16 protein-coding genes are annotated in these 20745 nt (G+C 66.8%); 8 read left to right on the plus strand and 8 right to left on the minus strand.

Going from position 1 to position 20745, the window contains the following annotated elements:
- Positions 1-14: 14 nt before the first annotated feature.
- Entirely contained in the window at positions 15-941 is a 927-nt protein-coding gene (pufM, locus tag QW845_RS21040; RefSeq protein ID WP_315803447.1) for a photosynthetic reaction center subunit M, read from the plus strand.
- A gap of 18 nt (positions 942-959) precedes the next feature.
- A complete protein-coding gene (locus tag QW845_RS21045) occupies positions 960-1643 on the plus strand; it encodes a biliverdin-producing heme oxygenase (RefSeq protein WP_315803448.1) in 684 nt (227 codons plus the stop codon).
- Between the two features lie 246 nt (positions 1644-1889).
- Here QW845_RS21045 and QW845_RS21050 read toward each other — a convergent pair whose 3' ends face one another.
- Both QW845_RS21050 and ppsR (QW845_RS21055) read right to left on the minus strand, forming a co-directional pair.
- Positions 1890-4064: a GAF domain-containing protein gene (locus QW845_RS21050; protein WP_315803449.1), complete on the minus strand. Its 2175-nt coding sequence runs from the start codon at positions 4062-4064 to the stop codon at positions 1890-1892.
- Positions 4065-5435 (minus strand): transcriptional regulator PpsR, encoded by a 1371-nt coding sequence (gene ppsR, locus QW845_RS21055; RefSeq protein WP_315803450.1) that lies wholly within the window; start codon positions 5433-5435, stop codon positions 4065-4067.
- A 330-nt stretch (positions 5436-5765) separates the two neighbouring features.
- On the opposite strand from ppsR (QW845_RS21055), the gene QW845_RS21060 reads away from it, so the two are divergent.
- Positions 5766-6200 carry a c-type cytochrome gene (locus QW845_RS21060; RefSeq protein ID WP_315803451.1) on the plus strand — a complete coding sequence of 145 codons (435 nt, stop codon included), beginning with the start codon at positions 5766-5768 and terminating at the stop codon, positions 6198-6200.
- 258 nt (positions 6201-6458) lie between these two features.
- Here QW845_RS21060 and QW845_RS21065 read toward each other — a convergent pair whose 3' ends face one another.
- From QW845_RS21065 to QW845_RS21090, 6 genes are all read right to left on the minus strand, one after another.
- Positions 6459-6722: a hypothetical protein gene (locus QW845_RS21065; protein WP_315803452.1), complete on the minus strand. Its 264-nt coding sequence runs from the start codon at positions 6720-6722 to the stop codon at positions 6459-6461.
- An 11-nt stretch (positions 6723-6733) separates the two neighbouring features.
- Positions 6734-7945, minus strand: a complete 1212-nt coding sequence (locus tag QW845_RS21070) for a geranylgeranyl diphosphate reductase (protein ID WP_315803453.1) — start codon at positions 7943-7945, stop codon at positions 6734-6736.
- 3 nt (positions 7946-7948) lie between these two features.
- Positions 7949-9283: a BCD family MFS transporter gene (locus QW845_RS21075; protein ID WP_315803454.1), complete on the minus strand. Its 1335-nt coding sequence runs from the start codon at positions 9281-9283 to the stop codon at positions 7949-7951.
- A complete protein-coding gene (gene chlG, locus QW845_RS21080) occupies positions 9280-10194 on the minus strand; it encodes a chlorophyll synthase ChlG (protein ID WP_315803455.1) in 915 nt (304 codons plus the stop codon). Before chlG ends, QW845_RS21075 begins: the two co-directional genes overlap by 4 nt.
- 14 nt (positions 10195-10208) lie before the next feature.
- Positions 10209-11576 (minus strand): transcriptional regulator PpsR, encoded by a 1368-nt coding sequence (gene ppsR, locus QW845_RS21085; protein WP_315803456.1) that lies wholly within the window; start codon positions 11574-11576, stop codon positions 10209-10211.
- 138 nt (positions 11577-11714) lie between these two features.
- Positions 11715-12611, minus strand: coding sequence for a B12-binding domain-containing protein (locus QW845_RS21090; RefSeq protein ID WP_315803457.1), 897 nt, complete (start codon positions 12609-12611; stop codon positions 11715-11717).
- A gap of 229 nt (positions 12612-12840) precedes the next feature.
- Between QW845_RS21090 and bchF the strand changes: the two genes are divergently transcribed.
- The 5 genes from bchF to bchL are packed head-to-tail and all read left to right on the plus strand — an operon-like array spanning position 12841 to position 20742.
- The gene (gene bchF, locus QW845_RS21095) at positions 12841-13434 is read left to right on the plus strand and encodes a 2-vinyl bacteriochlorophyllide hydratase (RefSeq protein WP_315803458.1); all 594 of its coding nucleotides are present in this window, start codon (positions 12841-12843) and stop codon (positions 13432-13434) included.
- Entirely contained in the window at positions 13431-14717 is a 1287-nt protein-coding gene (locus QW845_RS21100) for a ferredoxin:protochlorophyllide reductase (ATP-dependent) subunit N (protein ID WP_315803459.1), read from the plus strand. The genes bchF and QW845_RS21100 overlap by 4 nt, the downstream gene beginning before the upstream one ends.
- A gap of 1 nt (position 14718) precedes the next feature.
- A complete protein-coding gene (gene bchB, locus QW845_RS21105) occupies positions 14719-16275 on the plus strand; it encodes a ferredoxin:protochlorophyllide reductase (ATP-dependent) subunit B (RefSeq protein ID WP_315803460.1) in 1557 nt (518 codons plus the stop codon).
- Positions 16250-19840, plus strand: a complete 3591-nt coding sequence (locus tag QW845_RS21110; protein WP_315803461.1) for a magnesium chelatase subunit H — start codon at positions 16250-16252, stop codon at positions 19838-19840. Before bchB ends, QW845_RS21110 begins: the two co-directional genes overlap by 26 nt.
- Entirely contained in the window at positions 19837-20742 is a 906-nt protein-coding gene (bchL, locus tag QW845_RS21115) for a ferredoxin:protochlorophyllide reductase (ATP-dependent) iron-sulfur ATP-binding protein (protein WP_315803462.1), read from the plus strand. Before QW845_RS21110 ends, bchL begins: the two co-directional genes overlap by 4 nt.
- Positions 20743-20745: the final 3 nt, after the last annotated feature.

Below are 20745 nucleotides of genomic sequence, written 5' to 3' on the forward strand. Positions count from 1 at the left end.
AAGGAGAGGTCGTCATGGCCCAATACCAGAACATCTTCACGCAGATCCAAGTTCGTAGTGCGATCTATCCGGGTATCCCGATCGAGCCCGGCGTCTGGGAGCGGATCGGCAAGGGCAGCTTCAACTATTGGTTCGGCAAGCTCGGCGATGCCCAGGTCGGCCCGGTCTATCTCGGCTTTCTCGGCCTCGCGTCGCTGATGTCGGGCTTCGTTGCGATCGAGATCATCGGTCTCAACATGCTGGCATCGGTGAACTGGAGCCCGCTCGAGTTCATCCGCCAGTTCCCGTGGCTGGCCCTGCAGCCGCCGGCGCCGGAATACGGCCTGCAGATCTTCCCGCCGCTGCAGGAGGGCGGCTGGTGGCTGATGGCCGGCTTCTTCCTGACGACGTCGATCCTGCTGTGGTGGGCGCGGACCTATCGCCGCGCGCGGGCGCTCGGTCTCGGCACGCATGTGTCGTGGGCGTTCGCGTCGGCAATCTGGCTCTATCTGGTGCTCGGCTTCATCCGGCCGATCTTCATGGGGAGCTGGAGCGAGGCGGTGCCGTTCGGCATCTTCCCGCACCTCGACTGGACCAACAACTTCTCCATCACCCACGGCAACCTGTTCTACAATCCGTTCCACATGCTCTCGATCGCCTTCCTGTACGGGTCGGCGCTGCTGTTCGCGATGCATGGCGCGACGGTGCTGGCGATCAGCCGCTACGGCGGCGAGCGTGAGCTCGAGCAGATCGTCGACCGCGGCACGGCCTTCGAACGTGGTGCGCTGTTCTGGCGCTGGACGATGGGCTTCAATGCGACGGCCGAGTCGATCCATCGCTGGGCCTGGTGGTTCGCCGTGCTTTGCACCTTGACCGGCGGCATCGGTATCCTACTGTCGGGCACCGTGGTCGATAACTGGTTCGACTGGGGCGTGAAACACGGGCTGGCGCCGCCGCGCTGAAGTCCTGCAGGTCGAGGCATGTTGGACAGAGTCGAATTGGATCGGATCGAGATGGCCGGGCGCAGCACGCGTCCGGCCAGTCTTTTGCAGGCGATGCGGGAACGTACCAAGACGCTCCACGTCACCGCCGAGCGGACCGGCATCGTCGCCGAGCTGTTGCGGGGGCGCGGCACGGTTCATGCGTACGCGCTGCTGCTGCGCAACCTGCTGCCGGTCTACGAGACGCTCGAAGCGCAGCTGCTCCGCCATCAGGGCACGCCAGTGACGGGCCGCATCGTGCGGCTGGAGCTGCATCGCAGTGCTGCGATCAAGGCCGATCTCGCCGAGCTCGGAGCTCGCAATCTGCCGTTGCTGCCCGAGGCGATCGCCTATGTTCGTGCTGTCCACGAGGCAGGCTCCGGCTCCGGCGATCCGTTGCTGGCGCACGCCTATACGCGCTACCTCGGCGATCTCAGCGGTGGCCAGATCATCAAGAAGATCCTGGCGCGCTCGCTCGAACTGAAGCCCGAGGCGTTGTCGTTCTACGAGTTTCCCGAGATCGCCGATATTCCGCGCTTCAAGGATGATTACAGGGACGCATTGGAGCAGGCCGGCGCGGCGATGACCGAGCATGATGCGGTCATCGAGGAAGCGGCCACGGCCTTCCAGCTGAACATCACGCTGTCGCAGGCACTTCAGCAGGCGGTTGGGCTCGCGGGCTGAGGCGGCCGAGGTCCAGCCATATCGATCTCATGCGTCAACGATGCGGTTCGGCACGAGACCGCGTTGGAGTCGATCTGTTTCCGCCGCCGAAGGTCGGCTACCCTCCTCGCAAGGGGCTTCGCAAAGGGCGAGTAGACCGCGGGCGGGGTGAGATATCGGGGCGATTTCGTCAAAATACGAGCTGCGTGGTCAAAACGGGTGCGGGACGGCATTCATCAACGACGTACCGCAGACACCCTCCCCGTCTCACTCCTCGCTCTGCGAGCGATACCACACCAGATGCTCCAGGATCTCCAGCGTCCGCGTGGTCGAATTGCGGATGCTCTCCAGCATCTCCGGCATGCTGCCGGCCTGTGCACCGTGCGTCACCTCGAGCGCGGCGAGCTGCGCGTTCTCCACCGTAGAGGCGGCGAGCTCCTTGTAGATCAGGCTTGCGCTCTGATCGAGCCGCAGCGTGGGCCGGCGGGCGCCGTCGATTTCTTCCTGGAAGCGCGCCCGGGCCGCCTCGGCGGTCTTGCGCTCGGTCAAGTCCGAGAAGATCAGCACGAAGCCGAGCACGCGATCATACGGCGCGATCACCGGGTCGGCGCGCACCATCAACGGCCGTTGCGGCGAGGCGCCGCCCGTCAGCGTCAGCTCGCCGCGCCAGCTGCGCTTGTTGCGCATGAGGTCGTCGAGATTGGCGCGGAATTCCGCCGGCGCGGTGCAGTAGCTGCCGAGGTCGCGCAGATGTGGGATGTGCGGATGCGAGGCGCGCAGCTGCTGCTCGAATGCTTCGTTCATCAGCAGGATGCGGCCCTCGACATCGGCGATGATGACCGGCTGCTCCGAGCGCAGCACCTGGGCGCTGATCGTGGCGAGCTGGTCCTGCGCGATCACCATGCGCACCGAACGCAGCTGCAGCGCCACGTCGGCGACCGTCTCGCTGACGACGCGGGCGGAGGCGAGCTCGGCGCTCGACCAGGGCTCGGACTTGCCTTCGACCAGCTGATGCCATTTCGCAAACGAGCGCCGCGGCGACAGATCCGACGGATCGTCGCCGATGATGACGGCCTTGAGCGGGTCGCCGCCCCAGGTCACCGTCCGCACCTGCTCCGGCCGGAACCACAACAGATACTCGCCCTCGCTCGCCGACAGCGGTGCGGCGATCAGGCCGCTGGCGATCGAGCGGATGTCGGCAAAGGACGGTTCGTCGAGCGTCAGCGAGCTGGTCGCCGTCAAGCCCTCGGGGGCTGCTCCCGGCGTGTTGCGCCGGCGATCGAGCCAGGCGGCGAGATCGCGGATGCGCTGCGTCGACGGGACGTCGCCGGCGGTCGTGACCTGGCCCTCGAACAGCAGCGCCGCGCCGCTCGCACCAAGCGGCTGCAGCAGCGACTGCGAGCCGTCGAACAGCGCCGCCTGCCATTCGCCGTCGCGCGACACCGCTTCGACCAGCCGCTGCTCCAGCCGGCGCACGACCAGCTCGGATTGGCTTTGGGCAAAGCTCTCCAGCGCCGCGATCCGGATCGCGCAGGTCTCGGCCAGCGCCTCGCCTGCCGCGCGAATGTCGAACGGCACGAAGCGCGGCTCATAGTGATGGCAGGCGATCAGTCCCCACAGCCGTCCGCTGACTATCAGCGAGCACACCAGCGTCGCGCCGACGCCCATGTTCTGCAGGTATTTCTGGTGGATCGGCGACATGCTGCGCAGGCAGCTCAGGGACATGTCGAGGTCGCGGCCGTTGAGCGGCGAGATGCGCGGCTGCAGCGGCACTGGCGTGTAGTTGACGTCGACCAGGAGGCGCACGCGGTTGCGCTCGTAGAGCCGGCGCGCGATCTGCGGAATGTCGGATGCCGGATAGCGGTTGCCGAGAAAGGCCTCCAGATCCGGCCGCCGCCGCTCCGACAAGACCTCGCCATGGCCGTCCTCGTCGAAGCGATAGACCATGACGCGGTCGTAGCCGGCGATCTCCCTGAAGATGGTCGCCGTCTCGTCGCACAGGCCGAGCAACGATGAGGCCGAGGTGATGCGGTGGAAGGCGCTGTCGAGCGCAGGCGCGATGTTGGTCGTCTTCGTCGCCGGCTCCAGCTCGACGATCAGCCCGCCATTCGAGGGTCGGTGAAGCGTGCAGTCGACCCGGCGCGGCGGCGCCCCGGCGGTGCATCGCAGGGTCATCGGAGCCAGATGGAGGGGGCTGTTGAGATGCGGCAGGATCTGCAGGGCCAGGTCGCCGCCAAGATCGCGCAAGGGACGGCCGACCACGGAGCCGGTGTTGAGGAAGACGGCCGCATTGGTGCTGGCCTGGATGACGATGTTGTCGGGCTCCTTGACCGCCAGGAGAATGCCGTGCGGCTGGATCGAGCCTGCGAGATGAATCTGTTCACGCTCGCAATCCGCAAGAGTAGCGTGGCCGAAGGCCGGCGTTGTCAGCGGAACGGGCAACTATCTCCCCTTTTCGGTTTCCTCGTCGCTTTCTTCGAGTTGGCTCAGATTATACCGATCGAGCTTGGCGTAAAGACTCTGGCGGCTGAGGCCGAGAATTTCGGCAGCCGACGTCCGGTTCCCGTTGGCGAGCTCGAGCGCAGCGCGGACGTAATGCTGCTCGACGACTTCGACCGTGCTCCTCACCAGGTCGCGCAACGGTGTCTTGCCGACGGATTCATTGAGGCCCGCGAGGGCGACCCGCAGATTGTCATGCTCCGCCGCGGGCGACAACCGCCTGGCGATGTTGCGCAACACCAGGCCGATCCGGCGCTGGCCGTCGAGGCCATGGGCGGCAGCCGAGATCTCGACCTCGGTCTCGGTCCCGAGCTCGCCCTGGATCGTGGTCGACAGCAGCCGGACGGCTCCATGGCGCTCGACGTTGGAGATCAGCACCGAAAGGTCGGCGCCGGGGCGCGTCAGCCACCGGCTCAGCTTCTCATCGATCAGCGCCTCTTTCGATCCGACCTCGACCAGCTCCAGGAAGGCCCGATTGGCCCGCTTGATGGCACCGGTGCCATCGATGCTGATGACGGCATCGGGAAGATTGTCGATCAGCGCTTCGGGATCGTCGGGGAGCGGGCCCGGCTGCGCGGCCTTGCCGATCGGCGCCATCTGCAGCAGGAACATCGGCGCGGTCTCGCTGGTCATCAGCGATCCCCGGAGCATCCAGGGTGCGGTGTCGTGGCCGAGGTGAATCACGATGCCCGGCGCCTTGCCCTGGTCGCGGACGCGCCTCAGCATCAGCTCTACCGGCTCGCGATCCTTTTGCGGGATCTCCTGCAGGAACTCGCGGCCCACCAGATTGTCCCGGCGACGGCTTGAAACGCCGAGCGCGGCCGCCGCCGTCCGATTCGCTTCGACGATGCGCAGATCTGACACCTTCGTCAGCAGCACAGCCTCGTTGGAGTCCTCGATGACCAGGCGGTAGCGCGTCTCGATCTCGCGCAGCTTCCAGTAGTCGCGCTCGATGGTCTGCTGGGCCGAGATCAGCCGGGCCTGGAGCTCCGCGACCGCCTGCAGATTCTTGCCGATCGCCAGCATGCCGGCCCGGCCGCCGAGCAGCACGGTCGTGAATTCCATCGGCAGCTCGAGACCGCTCGGGAACCGCTGCGTGATCTGCCGGAACGCGGAAATGCCGGTCCGCTTGGTGTCCTGCATGATGCGCTCGATCTTCTCGCTCGCATCATCGACGATCTCGGACCAGGGACGGCCGAGCCAGATGTCGACATTCTCGGCTGACATGTTCGGCGACAGCGTCGCCTCACGGATCACGCCGTCCATGTCCAGCAGCAATGTCACGTCGGGTCGTGGACCGTGAAACTCGGCCATGGTCTTGGCACCCGTTATCTTTGGCACCCTCTTGAGACGCTCGGGGGATCGCGGCCAGTTCATTTGGCGCGCATTTTGAAGGTGTTGCGCCCCATCCCGCTAACGTATTGAGAGTCTTGAGAATGTCGTTAGCCCATGCAGGGCGCTCGCTGTCAAGGCTTATTTCAGAGCATCCTTCTTTCGTTGGTATCCCTGCGCCTATTGCATGTTCGAGCTGCGACTTATTCGCTCACTTTCGCCTGAACCAGGCATGACAAGATCACGTGACACTGTTACCTGTAAGGAGCAAATCACATGGGCTAACAAAAACGACGCATCGGGAGGTCGCATATGCTTCGATCGGGTTTGGTTGCAGCGGTCATGACTGCCATGTCGGCGGGCGCCGCGTTCGCGTTGGACGGCGGGGACGCTGCCAAGGGCGAGCAGGTCTTCAAGCAGTGCATGACGTGCCACCGGATCGGACCGGAGGCGAAGAACGCCGTCGGTCCGGTACTCACCGGCGTCGTCGGCCGGCCCACCGGGACCTATCCGGGCTTTGCCTATTCGGAGCTGAACAAGCATGCCGGCGAGGCGGGGCTCGTCTGGACCGAGGACAATATCTTCGCATACCTCCCGGATCCCAACGCCTTCCTGAAGAAGTTCCTCACCGACAAGGGCAAGGCGGATCAGGCGACCGGCTCGACCAAGATGGTGTTCAAGCTCGCCAACGAGCAGCAGCGCAAGGACGTCATCGCGTATCTGAAGACGTTCTCTGAGAAGAAGTGAGCGGCGTCGGTACCGCGCTCAGGTTCTGAGCGGTTGCCCGCGCACCTTCCGCACGCACCCGTGTCGTCCCGGCGAACGCCGGGACCCATACCGCGTGATCTCCCTTGGGGCACGCTGCGCGTTGAGCCTTCTGTGAAACCGATAGTTGCCGGTGGCTATGGGTCCCGGCGTTCGCCGGGACGACAGCTGTGGGTGCCCTTTGCGTCAGCGGGGTTTGCGCGGGCCGAGCGCATGAGTCATTTGAAGAGGCGATATGCCTCAACGCCACCGCTGCCTGAGATCAGCCGCGTTGGCGAGGCCGGAGGCGGCGAGGCAGCCCGCGAGCCAGAACCACGGCGCCCCGGTCAGCGCGCAACGTACAGCCAGCAGCAGGAACACCCCGGCGAGCAGATTGGGCAGCAGCGCGAGCGGGCTGATGCCGCGGCGGTGGCGCTGCCAGATCCACGTCACGGCCGCAAGCTCCACCGCGACCACCGTTAGGATCAGGTCGACCAGATGCGGGCTGTGAAACAGCTCATCCATCGCGCGAGCCGCTACGCCGCCCTCGCGAGCCCGGTGAGGTGCGCGATGTTCTTGAAGAAGATGCGCACATGCGACAGCGGCTTGGCGCGGACCAATTCCTTGTTCATGTACGCGTCCCAGGTCAGCTGCTGGACGTCCTTGTCACGGCAGATCGCGACGAAGCGCTCGCGGCGGGCATCGCTCGTGTACCAGTAGCGCTGCATCAGACCGAGGATGAAGAACACGGCGCCGTGCCTGCGCATGAAGGATTTGCGGGCCGTCGCCAGGGCGGCTGCATCGCCGGTCTTAAGGAACAAGGCAACGGCGTCGGCGGCCGCGCGGCCGCCAGCCATCGCGTAATAGATGCCTTCACCGGAGGCCGGGGCCACCACGCCCGACGCATCGCCGGCCAGCACGACGTCGCGGCCATTGTCCCAGCGCGACAGCGGCTTCAGCGGGATCGGCGCGCCTTCGCGGCGGATGGTGTCGAGATCGTCGAGCGCGGCAGCCTTGCGGAATTCGGCGACTGAGCCCCGCAGCGAAAAGCCTTTATGCGCGCTGCCGGTGCCGATGCTGGTGGTCGGTCCGTGCGGAAACACCCAGCTGTAGAAGTCCGGCGACAGCCGGCCGCGATAGACGACATCGCACCGCGCGGCATCGAACACCGGATGGCTGCGGTCCGGCGAGCGGATGATCTCGTGATACGCGAACACGTAGCGCATCTCGCTGGCTTCGGGGATGCACTGGCGCGCCACGGCCGAGACCGCCCCGTCGGCGCCGATCACGGCGCGCGTCCGCACGCTGTCCTCGCGCACGCTGCCGTCGTCCATGCGCCGGACGTAGTGCACCACCGACCTGCCGTCGTCGTCGCGCGCGATATGGCTGAAAGTTCCGGTGCGGCGGATCGCGCCGCCTTCCGCCGCGCGTGCGCGCAGCCACTCGTCGTAATGCTCGCGATCGACCATGCCGACGAAGCCGCCGTCGATCGGCATGTCGACGTCCCGGTTGCTCGGCGACACCATGCGGGCGGACGAGATTCGGGCCACCAGCAGATGGTCGGGAATCTCGAACTCGGCGATCAGCCGCGGTGGAATGGCGCCGCCGCACGGCTTGATGCGGCCGGCGCGGTCGAGCAGCAGCACGTGATGGCCGTGACGGGCCAGATCATTCGCGGCCGTTGCGCCGGCCGGTCCGCCGCCGATGATCACCGCGTCGAAGGTCTCGGGGCTGGAGGAGGGGCTCATCGGTCAGGCTCCCTGGTTGGCCGGCTGTGGCTGAAGCGGCGACGTCTGCTCGCGCGGGCGCTTGATCCAGATCGCGAGCCAGGCGGACAGAACGAACAAGGCGGCTTCGGCGGCGAACACCGCCGCGTAGGCCGAGGCGGTCGACGGCATAAGGTGACGCGCAGCGTCTGCCGCCGCGGTGCCGACGAAGCCGCCGATGCCGAACGAGATCGCCTGCGAGGCGCCCCACAGGCCCATGCGCGTGCCCTCGCGATTGTCGCGGCCTTCGCTGACCATGTTCATCATCGCGCCGATCGCGGCGATGGCGTAGACGCCGTTGGTGATGCCGAGCAGCAGCACGGACGCGCGTAGCGGCCAGGCCGGGCCGACGGTGGCGGCGGCGACCAGGCTGAGCAGCGCCAGCGCCGAGGCAAGGCAGCCGCCGATGATCCAGGGCTGCGGCCGCGTCCGCCAGTCGGCATGCAGGCTCGCCATCGCCGGCATCAGGATCATGCCGATCAGCGCGCCCATGTGCTGCACCGAGGAGAGCTGCGTGGTCTGGCCCGGCGTCATGCCGAACACGCTGCCGGCGAACGGCTCCAGGATGAGGTCCTGCGCGCTGTAGGCGAGCATCGAGACGAAGATGAAGATCGCGAAGCGCCGCGCCTGCGGCTCCCGGCAGATCTCGCGGAAATCCTCCATGAAGCCGGAGCGATTCGCGGCGCCGGAGGTCGTGCGAGGAGACGCGTCGGGCTGCTCGATCCCCCAGACGCCCAGCAAGGTCAGCACCATGGCGATCGCCGACACCGTGCCGGACACCAGCATCAGCCGCTCGCCGGAGAACGGATCGAGCGCCTTGCCGGCGACCGCGGTCGTGATGATGAAGCCGGTGATCATCATGATCCAGGCGATCGAGGCGGCGGCGCTGCGCCGCGCCGGCGCGGTGCGCTTGGCGAGCAACACCAGCAGCGAGGTGCCGGCGGCGCCGACGCCGATGCCGATCATGATGAAGGCGAGCACGGCGATCGCGAGCCCGAGAGCGAGATGCGTTGCCATCAGCGCGGTGGCGGCGGCGGCCAGCAGGCCGCCGGCGGCGAGCACGGCCATGCCGCCGACGATCCAGGCGAAACGACGCCCGCCGACGTCGGAGCCATGACCGAGCCAGGGCCTGAGCACCTGCATCGCGTAATGGATCGCGACCAGGAGGCCGGGGATCATGGCCGGCAGAGCGAGCTCGATCACCATCACGCGGTTCAAGGTCGAGGTAGTCAGCACCACGACCGCGCCAAGCGCGGTCTGCACCAGGCCCAACCTGACGATGCCGAACCAGGACAGAGGAGCGGGCGCAGCGTTGCTCATGCCGGCAACCCCGCCAGCGCGAAGGCCGTGACCAGCATGCCCAGCACGTAGAGCAGCACGCCGGTCCCGTTGTACCAGGGCGCGAGCTCGCGCGGATTCGTCATCAAGCGCCGCATCAGCACCAGCTGGGCCGCGATCAGCGCTGCGACGATGGTGGCATGGGCCGGTCGGCTCCAGACGATAAGCAGCACGAGCACCGCGACCTGCGCCAGCGCCATCGTGATGCAGGCGAGGCGGGCGGCGCGCTCGGGCCCGAGCAGCACCGGCAGCGAATTGACGCCGCTGACGCGATCGCCATTGATCGACTTGAAGTCGTTCAGGGTCATGATGCCGTGCGCGCCGGCGCTATACAGCAGGGCGATCGAGAGCACCGGCCAGGACGGCGCCTGCGCGCTCATGATCGCCGCCGCGGTGATCCAGGGCAGTCCTTCATAGCAGAGGCCGACGGCGCTGTTGCCCCACCAGCCGTTCTGCTTCAGCCGGATCGGCGGCGCGCTGTAGGCCCAGGCGAGCGCAAGGCCGAGCGCCGCCGCGGCAAAGCCCCAGGTGCCGAGCAGGGTGGCGACGCCGAGCGACAGCACCGTCCAGATCAACGCGATATGGAGACCCCAGCGTCCGGGAATGCGGCCCGACGGGATCGGGCGGTCCGGTTCGTTGAGCGCATCGACATGGCGGTCGAACCAGTCGTTGACGGCCTGGCTGGTGGCGCACACCATCGGCCCGGCGAGCACGAGGCCCGCAATCACGATCGGCCAGCGCGACGCCAGCGGCGCGCCTGACGACACCACACCGCAGCCGAACGCCCAGATCGGCGGAAACCACGTGATCGGCTTCAACAGCTCGAGAACGGCCGAGGGCTGAAGCCTTGATGGAATCCCTGGAGCGAGCGGGACGGGCGCGATCTCGGTCATTGCAACTGTTCCACCTATTCCAACTGACTGTCTTCTTCGCTCGGCTCGGCAAGGCCATAGCGCCGCAGCTTGACGTAGAGGCTCTGTCGGCTGAGGCCGAGCATCTCGGCAGCGGTCGCGCGGTTGTCGCCGGTCAGCTTGAGCGCGGTCTCGATGCACATCCGCTCGATCACGTCGGTGGTCTCGCGTACCAGCTCCTTGAGCGGCACGCGGCCGATCAGCTCGGCGAGCTGCTCACGGGAGCGTGGAATATAGCCGTGGTCGCCGCCGTCGCTGGAGATGCGCGGGCCGACATTGCGGATGGTGAAGCCGAGCCGGGCCTGGCCGGGCGCCCCGACCGTGCTGGCGGAGATCTCGACGTCGACCGGCGAGCCGTGCTCGCCGCGGACGACGCTGGAGAACAGCTTCACGCTGCCATGCTGGCGCAGATTGGTCAGCATGACCGAGAAATCGATCGCCGACTTGCCGATCCAGCGGTCGATCGTCTCGCCCAGGATCTGGTGCATGTTCTCGATCTGCGCGAGCTGCAGGAAGGTGGCGTTGGCGTGCAGCAGGCGGCCGTCCATGTCGGTGATGACGAATCCGTCGGGGGCCGATTCGACGAACTGCACGAGCTGGGTGTTGACGTCGGAGCTCTTCGGGAGTGCAGGCTGCGTGGCCAGCGGCGAGAACCGCAGCAGGAACAGCGACGCGTTGTCCTGCCGGAAGAAGGTGCCGTCGAGCAGATAGTCGCGGCCGCCGTCGAGCCGGATCCTGGCGCGTTCGATCTTGCCCTGCGAGCGGATCGCCAGCGACAGGGATTGCGACATCGCCATGTCGTCGAGCAGCAGCGCATCGGGAAACAGCTTGCCGATCAGATTGGCGGCGCCGTGATCGAGCAGGGCGGCCGCGGCCGGGTTGGCCTCGACGATGCGATGGCTCACCGCATCGACGATGAGGACCGGCTCCGACGTGATCTGGAACAGGATCCGGTAGCGCGATTCGGCGTTGCGCATGCGCGAATAGTCGCGCTCGATGGCAACTTGCGCCTCGATCAGCTTCTGCTGGAGCGCGGCGGTGGCGCGCACGTCGCGGCCGACCGCGATGAAGCGCGCCGCGCCCTTGATCGCCACCACCGCGAACAGGATCGGGATGTCAGGCCCGCGCGCGGCCGGATAACGCACCTCGCGCCAGCGCGACACCTTGCGCTGGGAGGCCTCCGTGAGCAGCAGCTCTGGCTTTGTCTGGCTTTCCTCGGACACTGTTGCTTGCCAGGATCGGCCGATCCACGCGTCTGTGTTTCTCAGTTCAAGCGGCAGGCCGGCTTGTTGAAAAGCCAGGTCCTGAATGTTGCCGTCGGCGTCGAGCGCGAGCGCAATGTCGGACGCTGCGGCGACCAGCATGCCCGCAACATCCGCATTGAGGTCGCCAAGCGACTCTTTCGGAGCTCTGAACGCCCTCACCAACGCCGTTGTCCTCCCAGTCAAGGAGCCTTCGCGCGGCAAGTCTCGTTCCAGCATTCATCTTCACTGCACCCTCAGCTATCGCCGTTCGGTCAGAAGACTGACGACGTGCCGGGCTTGCGAAGCCTCTCTGCTCGGATCGGAGACGACACCGTCGCCACCGACCAGGAGAACGAGTTCAGGCCGTTCAATAAAAGCAGGACCGCAGACCAGCACGCCGACGTCCTGGTTGGAGGACTCGCGCCGGACCATCCTTATGTTTGAGGCGAGATCGTCAAGCTTCCTGTCGCTGGTGGCGAAGAACTCGACGACATTGAACCACTGCGAGCGAAGCGTCTCGACGAAGCCGCGATCGGCCGTGTCGGGCTCGATCCAGGTGTCGAAGCCGTCGCGACGGAAGAACTCGCCCGCCAGCACGAGACCGAACATCATGTGGCCCAGCTCGCGCCTGTCGCCCGGCGCCGTGGTCAGCAGCACGCGCAGTCCTGCGGGCGCGACCGCGAGCTCGGCGCAGAAGGCCGAGCTGAAATGCCGCAGCAGCTGCTGCAGCCGCCACAGCGCGAGCGTGACGTCGGCGAAGTCGCGCTCGTCGTCCGCCCACAGATGGCGCAGATGGTTCGCGGTGGGGACCAGGAGATCGAGATAGATGCGCTCCAGGGTCTCGCCGTGATCGCGATGCGCCTGGATGCAGGCCACCGCGCCAACATCGTCCGCGTCCAGCACGAGCTCGGCGAAATCAGCCGCCTCCTGCGCCGAGGCCGTGATGATTGCCGGGACGCGTTCCAGCGCGGAGGCATGGGCCATCACGAGTCGCGGAATGATCTCGGCTTCGATCGCGTCGTTGAGTTGGGGATGACGTGTGTTGCGCAGCGGCGCGATGATGCGCGGCGATGCCGGCGAACGAAAACCGGGCTGCCCACGCTTCGTCCGAAAGCGGGCTCGCGGAAATCGGGCTGTCTCATTGAGCTCGGTCATAAGCGCCTCCCCTCCATATGAGCGCACGTCACTCGTTGCGTCAATATTATTTGACGTCAATTTTGATTGACACTCTTCTTGCCCAGGTCTAGCGTTTCCCCATCGGGCTCGCACTCGGGGATTTGCGATGCGCCACCTGCGAACTGCACAACGTGACGTTGATCAGACCGAGTGCGGTGCACCACCAATCCCCCTGTGGTTGTCGTCATCGCATCACTGGGCACCGATGTTGTCAAATCATCTTTACACATCGTGTGATGCGCAGTTCACATCCGCCACTGATCCGTCGCTCTGGAGCCAGCTCTGCTTCACGCCTGACCCGGCGTCGCGTGCAAAGCGGCAAGCGCTTTACACGGCTGAGGAAAAGCGCCGGCGCGACGCCACGCCATGGACTCTGGTGCAGGGCATTCTGGCGCCGCTGCAATTTCTCGTCTTCCTGATCAGCCTCGGCCTCGTGGCGCGCTATCTCGCGACCGGCGAGGGGCTGTGGCTCGCGACCGCCTCCGTCGTTCTCAAGACGGCGCTGCTCTACACCATCATGATCACCGGCTCGATCTGGGAGCGGGTCGTGTTCGGACGTTATCTGTTCGCACCGGCCTTCTTCTGGGAGGACGTGTTCTCGATGCTGGTGATCGCGCTGCATACGGCCTATCTGGCTGCGATCATCGGCCATGTCGGCAGCGCCCGGCAGCAGATGCTGCTCGTGCTCGCCGCCTACGCAGCCTATGCGATCAACGCCGCGCAATTCCTGCTCAAGCTGCGCGCGGCGCGGCTGCAGGACGAGGCGATGGCGGCGACGTCCCGTGCGGAGCGCGCGTCATGAATGCTCATGCACAAGCCTGTGCCGTGAAACCACCTGCTTCGCCGGACGGCGTGCTGCGTGAGCGCGGCCAGCGCGAGGTGTTCTGCGGCCTGACCGGCATCGTCTGGCTGCACAGAAAGATTCAGGACGCGTTCTTCCTCGTCGTCGGCTCGCGCACCTGCGCGCATCTGATCCAGTCGGCCGCCGGCGTGATGATCTTCGCGGAGCCGCGCTTCGCCACCGCGATCATGGAGGAGCGCGATCTCGCCGGGCTCGTCGACGCCAATGACGAGCTCGACCGCATCGTCGGTCAACTGCTGGCGCGCCGTCCCGAGATCAAGCTGCTGTTCCTGGTCGGCTCCTGCCCGTCGGAAGTGATCAAGCTCGACCTGTCACGCGCGGCGCTGCGGCTGTCGCAGCGCTTTTCGCCTGATGTGCGCGTGCTCAACTACTCCGGCAGCGGCATCGAGACGACGTTCACTCAGGGCGAGGATGCCTGCCTCGCGTCGCTCGTGCCGGTACTCCCCACCGCCGATCGCGGCGCGCGACCGTCGCTGCTCGTGGTCGGCGCGCTCGCCGATGTCGTCGAGGATCAGTTCAGGCGGACTTTTGCGGCGCTCGGCATCGATCAGGTTGCGTTCCTGCCGCCGCGGCGCTCGTCGGAGCTGCCGGCGATCGGCCCGCAAACGCGGGTGCTGCTGGCGCAACCCTTCCTCGGCGACACCGCACGCGCATTGGAGGAACGTGGCTGCCGCAGGATTGCGGCGCCATTCCCGCTCGGCGGCGAAGGCACGGCGCTGTGGCTCGCAGCCGCGGCCGACGCCTTCGGCGTGTCGCGCGCCCATGTCGAGCGGACCATCGCGCCGCTGAAGGCGCGGGCCGAGCGCGCGCTGGCGCGCTACCGCGCGCAGCTCGCCGGCAAGCGCGTCTTCCTGTTTCCGGATTCGCAGATCGAGATCCCGCTGGCGCGTTTCCTGGCGCGCGAGATCGGCATGGAGCTGATCGAGGTCGGCACGCCCTATCTGCACCGCGAGCATCTCGACTCCGAGCTGGCGCTGCTGCCTGATGGCACGCAGCTCAGCGAGGGCCAGGATGTCGAGCGCCAGCTCGATCGTTGCCGCGAAGCCCGGCCCGACCTCGTCGTCTGCGGACTCGGCCTTGCCAACCCGCTGGAGGCCGAGGGCCTGACGACGAAATGGTCGATCGAGCTGATCTTCACGCCGATCCAGGGTTTTGAGCAGGCCGGCGATCTCGCCGAGCTGTTCGCGCGGCCCTTGCTGCGGCAAACCCGACTGGCGGTGTGAGATGCAGCTGTCGGTCTGGACATATGAGGGTCCCCCGCACGTCGGCGCGATGCGCATTGCGACCGCGATGCGCGACGTGCACTACGTGCTGCATGCGCCGCAGGGCGACACCTACGCCGATCTCCTGTTCACGATGATCGAGCGGCGCGACCGCCGGCCGCCGGTCACCTACACCACGTTCCAGGCGCGCGATCTCGGCGGCGACACCGCGGATCTCCTGCAGAGCGCGGCACGCGCGGCCTATGAGCGTTTCCAGCCGCAGGCGATGCTGGTCGGCGCGTCCTGCACGGCCGAGCTGATTCAGGACGATCCCGGCGGTCTTGCGCTGGCGTTGAAGCTTCCGATTCCGGTGATCCCGCTCGAGCTGCCGGCCTATCAGCGCAAGGAGAATTGGGGCGCTTCGGAAACGTTCTACCGGATTGTACGGGCGTTGGCTGCGTCTTCTGCTGATGGCTCCCCCCGCCGTGAAAGGAAGACAGGCGCCCGTCCAGTCTGCAACCTGCTTGGTCCGACGGCTCTCGGCTTCCGTCATCGCGACGACCTCGCGGAAGTGACCAGGCAGGTTGTGGAGCTCGGCATCGAGATCAACGTGGTCGCGCCGTGGAACGCGACGCCGGCCGATCTCGCTCGCCTTCCTCAAGCCGATTTCAACATCGTGCTCTATCCCGAGATCGCGCTGACGACGGCGCAATGGCTCCATCGCCAGTTCGGCCAGCCTTTCACGCGCACGATCCCGATCGGCGTCGGCGCGACGCGGGACTTCATTGCGGAGGTCGCAGGCCTCGCCGGCGTCGATGCGGCTCCGGTTCTGGCGCGCAACGAGAGCCGGCTGCCGTGGTATTCGCGCTCGGTCGATTCGACCTATCTCACCGGCAAGCGCGTCTTCATCTTCGGCGATGCCACCCACGCAGTGGCCGCGGCGCGCGTCGCCACGCAGGAGCTCGGCTTCGAGGTCGTCGGCCTCGGCACCTATGCCCGCGAATTCGCTCGCGAGATCCGCGAAGCCGCCGCGCTCTATGCCGTCGAGCCTGTCATCACCGACGATTATCTCGAAGTCGAGGCCCGCGTCAGCGAGCTGCGTCCCGAGCTCGTGCTCGGCACGCAGATGGAGCGCCACATCGCCAAGCGCCTGGGCATTCCCTGCGCCGTGATCTCGTCGCCGACCCACGTGCAGGATTTTCCGGCGCGCTACTCGCCGCAGATGGGGTTCGAAGGCGCCAACGTGCTGTTCGACACCTGGGTTCATCCGCTGATGATGGGTCTGGAGGAGCATCTGCTCGGCATGTTCCGCGAGGATCACGAATTCGCCGATCACGCGCCGTCGCATCTCGGTGCCGCGCCGGCGGCTCCGCCACAGCAGCCGCACCTGCGAGTCGTTGAAACCGTCGCATCCGTTGAACTCGCCTGGGCCTCCGACGCCGAGCGCGAGCTGACCAAGATTCCCTTCTTCGTGCGCGGCAAGGCGCGCCGCAACACCGAACGGTTCGCGCGCGAGCGCAACGTCAACCTGATCACGCTCGAGACCTTGTACGATGCCAAAGCGCATTTCGGTCGCTGACGTCACACCCATCCGGGTGGTGATCGTGACGATGGACAGCCATCTCGCCTCGGCTGCGTTGCGCGCGCGCGCGACGTTGCAGGCGGAGCTGCCCGGTCTCGATCTCAAGGTTCACGCGGCCGACGAGTGGGGCTGCAATCCGAACGCGCTCGCGCATTGCCTCGCCGACATCGCGACCGGTGACATCGTGATCGCGACGATGCTGTTCATGGAGGACCACATCCAGCCGGTGCTGCCAGCGCTGGCGGCGCGCCGCGACCACTGCGACGCCATGATCGGCTGCCTGTCGGCTGGCGAGGTCGTGCGCCTGACCCGGCTCGGCAAGCTGACGATGTCGGGCTCGGCCACCGGCGTGCTCGGCCTGTTGAAGCGGCTGCGCGGCAGCAACCGCTCAGGCTCTTCCAGCGGCCAGGGCCAGATGAAGATGCTGCAGCGGATGCCACGTCTGCTGCGCTACATCCCCGGCACCGCGCAGGATCTGCGCGCCTATTTCCTGACGCTGCAATACTGGCTCGCCGGCTCCGAGCAGAATTTCGCGAACATGGTGCGCTTCCTGGTCGGCCGCTACGCCGACGGGCCGCGCGCCCCACTCCGCGGCAGACTGAATGCCGCCGAGCCGGTGACCTATCCGGATGTCGGCCTCTACCACCCGCGTCTGCCGCAGCGGATCGTCGAGCGCGCCGACGAGTTGCCCGCCACATCGAAGGCGGTCGGCCGCGTCGGCGTGATCCTGATGCGCTCCTATCTGCTCGCCGCCAACACCGGGCATTATGATGGTGTGATCGCGGCGCTGGAGGCGCGCGGGCTCGCCGTGGTGCCGGTGTTCGCCAGCGGGCTCGACTCGCGCCCCGCCATCGACCGTTACTTCCAGAAGGACGGTGTCGCCACGGTCGACGCGGTGATCTCGCTCACCGGTTTCTCGCTTGTCGGCGGTCCCGCCTATAATGACGCGCGTGCGGCCGAGGAGGTCATGGCCAGGCTCGATGTGCCGTTGATCGCGGCGCATCCGCTGGAGTTCCAGACCGTCGAGCAGTGGCACGACGATGCGCGCGGCCTGACGCCGGTCGAGGCGACGATGATGGTCGCGATCCCCGAGCTCGACGGCGCCGTCGGCCCGACCGTGTTCGGCGGCCGGTCGGCGATGGCCGATGCCGGCCGTGACATGGCCTCACTGCCGGAGCGCGCAACGCAACTCGCCGCGCGCGTCGCGAGGCTCGTCGAGTTGCGCCGCTCGGCGCGTGCCGAGCGGAAGCTCGGTGTGGTGTTGTTCAACTTCCCGCCGAACGGCGGCAGCGCCGGTACTGCCGCCTATCTCTCGGTGTTCGAGTCGCTGCACAATGTGATGACATCGCTGCGCGCGGCCGGCTACACGATCGACGTCCCGGATACCGTGGACGCGCTGCGCAACCGTGTGCTCAAGGGCAATGCCGAGCGCTTCGGCACCGTCGCCAATGTCGCGGCGCGCATCCCGGTCGACCAGCATGTCCGGCGCGAACGTCACCTGGCTGAGATCGAGAAGCAATGGGGGCCGGCGCCCGGCCGTCACCAGACCGACGGCGCCAGCCTGATGGTGCTCGGCGAGCAGTTCGGCAATCTGTTCGTCGGCTTGCAGCCCGCTTTCGGCTACGAAGGCGATCCGATGCGGCTGCTGTTCGAGCGCAGCTTTGCGCCGACGCATGCGTTCGCGGCGTTCTATCGCTGGCTGCGCGAGGACTTCCGCGCCCACGCCGTGCTGCATTTCGGCACCCATGGCGCGCTCGAATTCATGCCGGGCAAGCAGGCCGGGCTGTCCGCGGAATGCTGGCCGGAGCGGCTGATCGGCGACCTGCCGAACTTCTACATCTACGCGTCCAACAATCCGTCGGAGGGCGCTCTGGCGAAACGGCGCGGCGGTGCCACCCTGCTCAGCTATCTCACGCCCTCGATCACCAGTGCCGGTCTCTACAAGGGCCTTGCCGACCTGAAGTCCTCGCTCGACGCCTGGCGCAATCTGTCGCCGGATGCGACCGAGGAGGTGAGGGCGGACAGCGCCGCGCTGATCCAGGCGCAGGCGGCGGCGGTCGATCTCGGCGCGGCTGAGCCGCTGTGGAGCGGCGGGCGCGACGCGCGCATCGCTGCGCTCTCCGCCAGCGTGCTGGAGCTGGAATATTCGCTGATCCCGCACGGCCTGCACGTCGTCGGCGCGCCGCCGCTGCCGCAGCAGCGCGCCGAGCTGCTCGATCTTGCCGGCATCACCGATCTCGCCAAGCGCTCCGAACTCGACCGCCTGCTCGCCACCGACAGCGAGACGCCCGCGATCGTGCATGCGCTCGACGGCGGCTACATCCGTCCCGTGCCGGGCGGCGACCTGCTGCGCAACACCGACGTGCTGCCGACCGGGCGTAATCTGCATGGCTTCGATCCGTTCCGCATTCCCAGCGCCTTCGCGCTCAAGGATGCCGAGCGCCAGGTGGCGCGGCTGCTCGCCCGCCATGCCGGCGAGGGTCATAAGCTGCCGGAGACGATCGCGCTGGTGCTGTGGGGCACCGACAATCTCAAGACCGAGGGCGGGCCGATCGGGCAGGCGCTGTGGCTGATGGGCGCCGAGCCGCGCCACGACAGTTATGGCCGCCTCTGCGGCGCGAAGCTGATCCCGCTGGAGCAGCTCGGCCGTCCGCGCATCGATGTCGTGATCACGCTCTCGGGCATCTTCCGCGACCTGATGCCGCTGCAGACCAAGTTGCTCGCCGAAGCCGCGCTGCTTGCGGCGTCAGCCGACGAGCCGGCCGAGGCCAACTACGTACGCAAGCATGCGTTGGCCTTCCAGGCCGCGCATGGCGGCGAGCTGGCGGACGCGTCGCTGCGTGTGTTCGGCAATGCCGAGGGCGCCTATGGCGCCAACGTCAACCATCTGATCGATTGCGGCGCCTGGACCGATGAGGACGAGCTTGCCGACGTCTATACACGACGAAAAGGATTTGCCTACGGCACCGACGGCCGCCCCGTCAGGCGTGATGCGCTGCTCGGCCATGTTCTGGCCGGCGTCGACGCCGCCTATCAGAACGTCGACTCGGTCGAGCTCGGCGTCACCACCATCGATCACTATTTCGATACGCTCGGCGGCATCAGCCGCGCGGTGAAGCGCGCCAAGGGCGAGGCCGCGCCGGTCTATATCGGTGACCAGACCCGCGGCGAAGGCGCGGTGCGTACGCTGTCGGAGCAGGTGGCGCTGGAGACCCGCACCCGGACGCTCAATCCGAAATGGTACGAGGCGCTGCTCGCCCATGGCTATGAGGGCGTGCGCCAGATCGAGTCGCATGTGACCAACACGGTCGGCTGGTCGGCCACCACGGGCCAGGTCGCGCCGTGGGTCTATCAGCAGATCACGACGACCTTCGTGCTCGACCCCGCGATGCGCGAGCGGCTTGCCTCGCTCAATCCGGCCGCGTCGGCGAAGATCGCCAATCGCCTGATCGAGGCGCATGAGCGCAATTACTGGACCCCGGACCCCGAAATGCTCGACGTGCTGCGCAAGGCCGGGGAAGAGCTCGAAGATCGCCTCGAAGGCGTGGGAGTTGCCGCATGAACGTGACCTTGAGACCTCCGCCGACGACGGCGCCGCGCCGACCTGACGGGGCCGGCAGCGTCCAGGTGCAGCTCGACCCGAACGTGGTCATTGACACCGCGAAGGTGTACTCGGTGTACGGCAAAGGCGGCATCGGCAAGAGTACGACATCGTCGAACCTCTCGGTGGCGCTGTCCAAGCTCGGCAAGCGCGTGCTGCAGATCGGTTGCGATCCGAAGCACGACTCGACCTTCACCCTGACCAAGCGGCTGGTGCCGACGGTCATCGACATCCTCGAGCAGGTGAATTTCCACGCCGAGGAGTTGCGCCCCGAGGACTTCGTCTACCAGGGCTACAATGGCGTGATGTGCGTCGAGGCGGGCGGCCCGCCGGCCGGCACCGGCTGCGGCGGCTATGTCGTCGGCCAGACCGTCAAGCTGCTCAAGGAGCATCACCTGCTCGAGGACACCGACGTGGTGATCTTCGACGTGCTCGGCGACGTCGTCTGCGGCGGCTTCGCCGCGCCCTTGCAGCACGCCGATCGTGCGCTGATCGTGGCTGCGAACGATTTCGACTCGATCTTCGCGATGAACCGCATCGTCGCTGCGATCCAGGCCAAGTCGCGCAACTATCCGGTGCGGCTCGGCGGCGTGATCGCCAACCGCAGCGCCGCCACCGACCAGATCGACAAGTTCAACGAGCGCGCCGGATTGAAGACGGTGGCGCATTTTCCCGATCTCGACGTCATCCGGAAGAGCCGGCTGAAGAAGTGCACGCTGTTCGAGATGGAGCCATCGCCGGACGTCGAGCGTGCTCAGAACGAATATCTGCGCCTCGCCGCCTCGCTGCTCGCCGGCGTCGAGCCGATGCAGGCGGTGCCGCTCAAGGACCGCGACATCTTCGATCTCCTCGGCTTCGATTGAGTG

The sequence above is a fragment of the Bradyrhizobium sp. SZCCHNS3002 genome (genome assembly GCF_032377435.1).
In the GTDB taxonomy this organism is placed as follows: domain Bacteria; phylum Pseudomonadota; class Alphaproteobacteria; order Rhizobiales; family Xanthobacteraceae; genus Bradyrhizobium.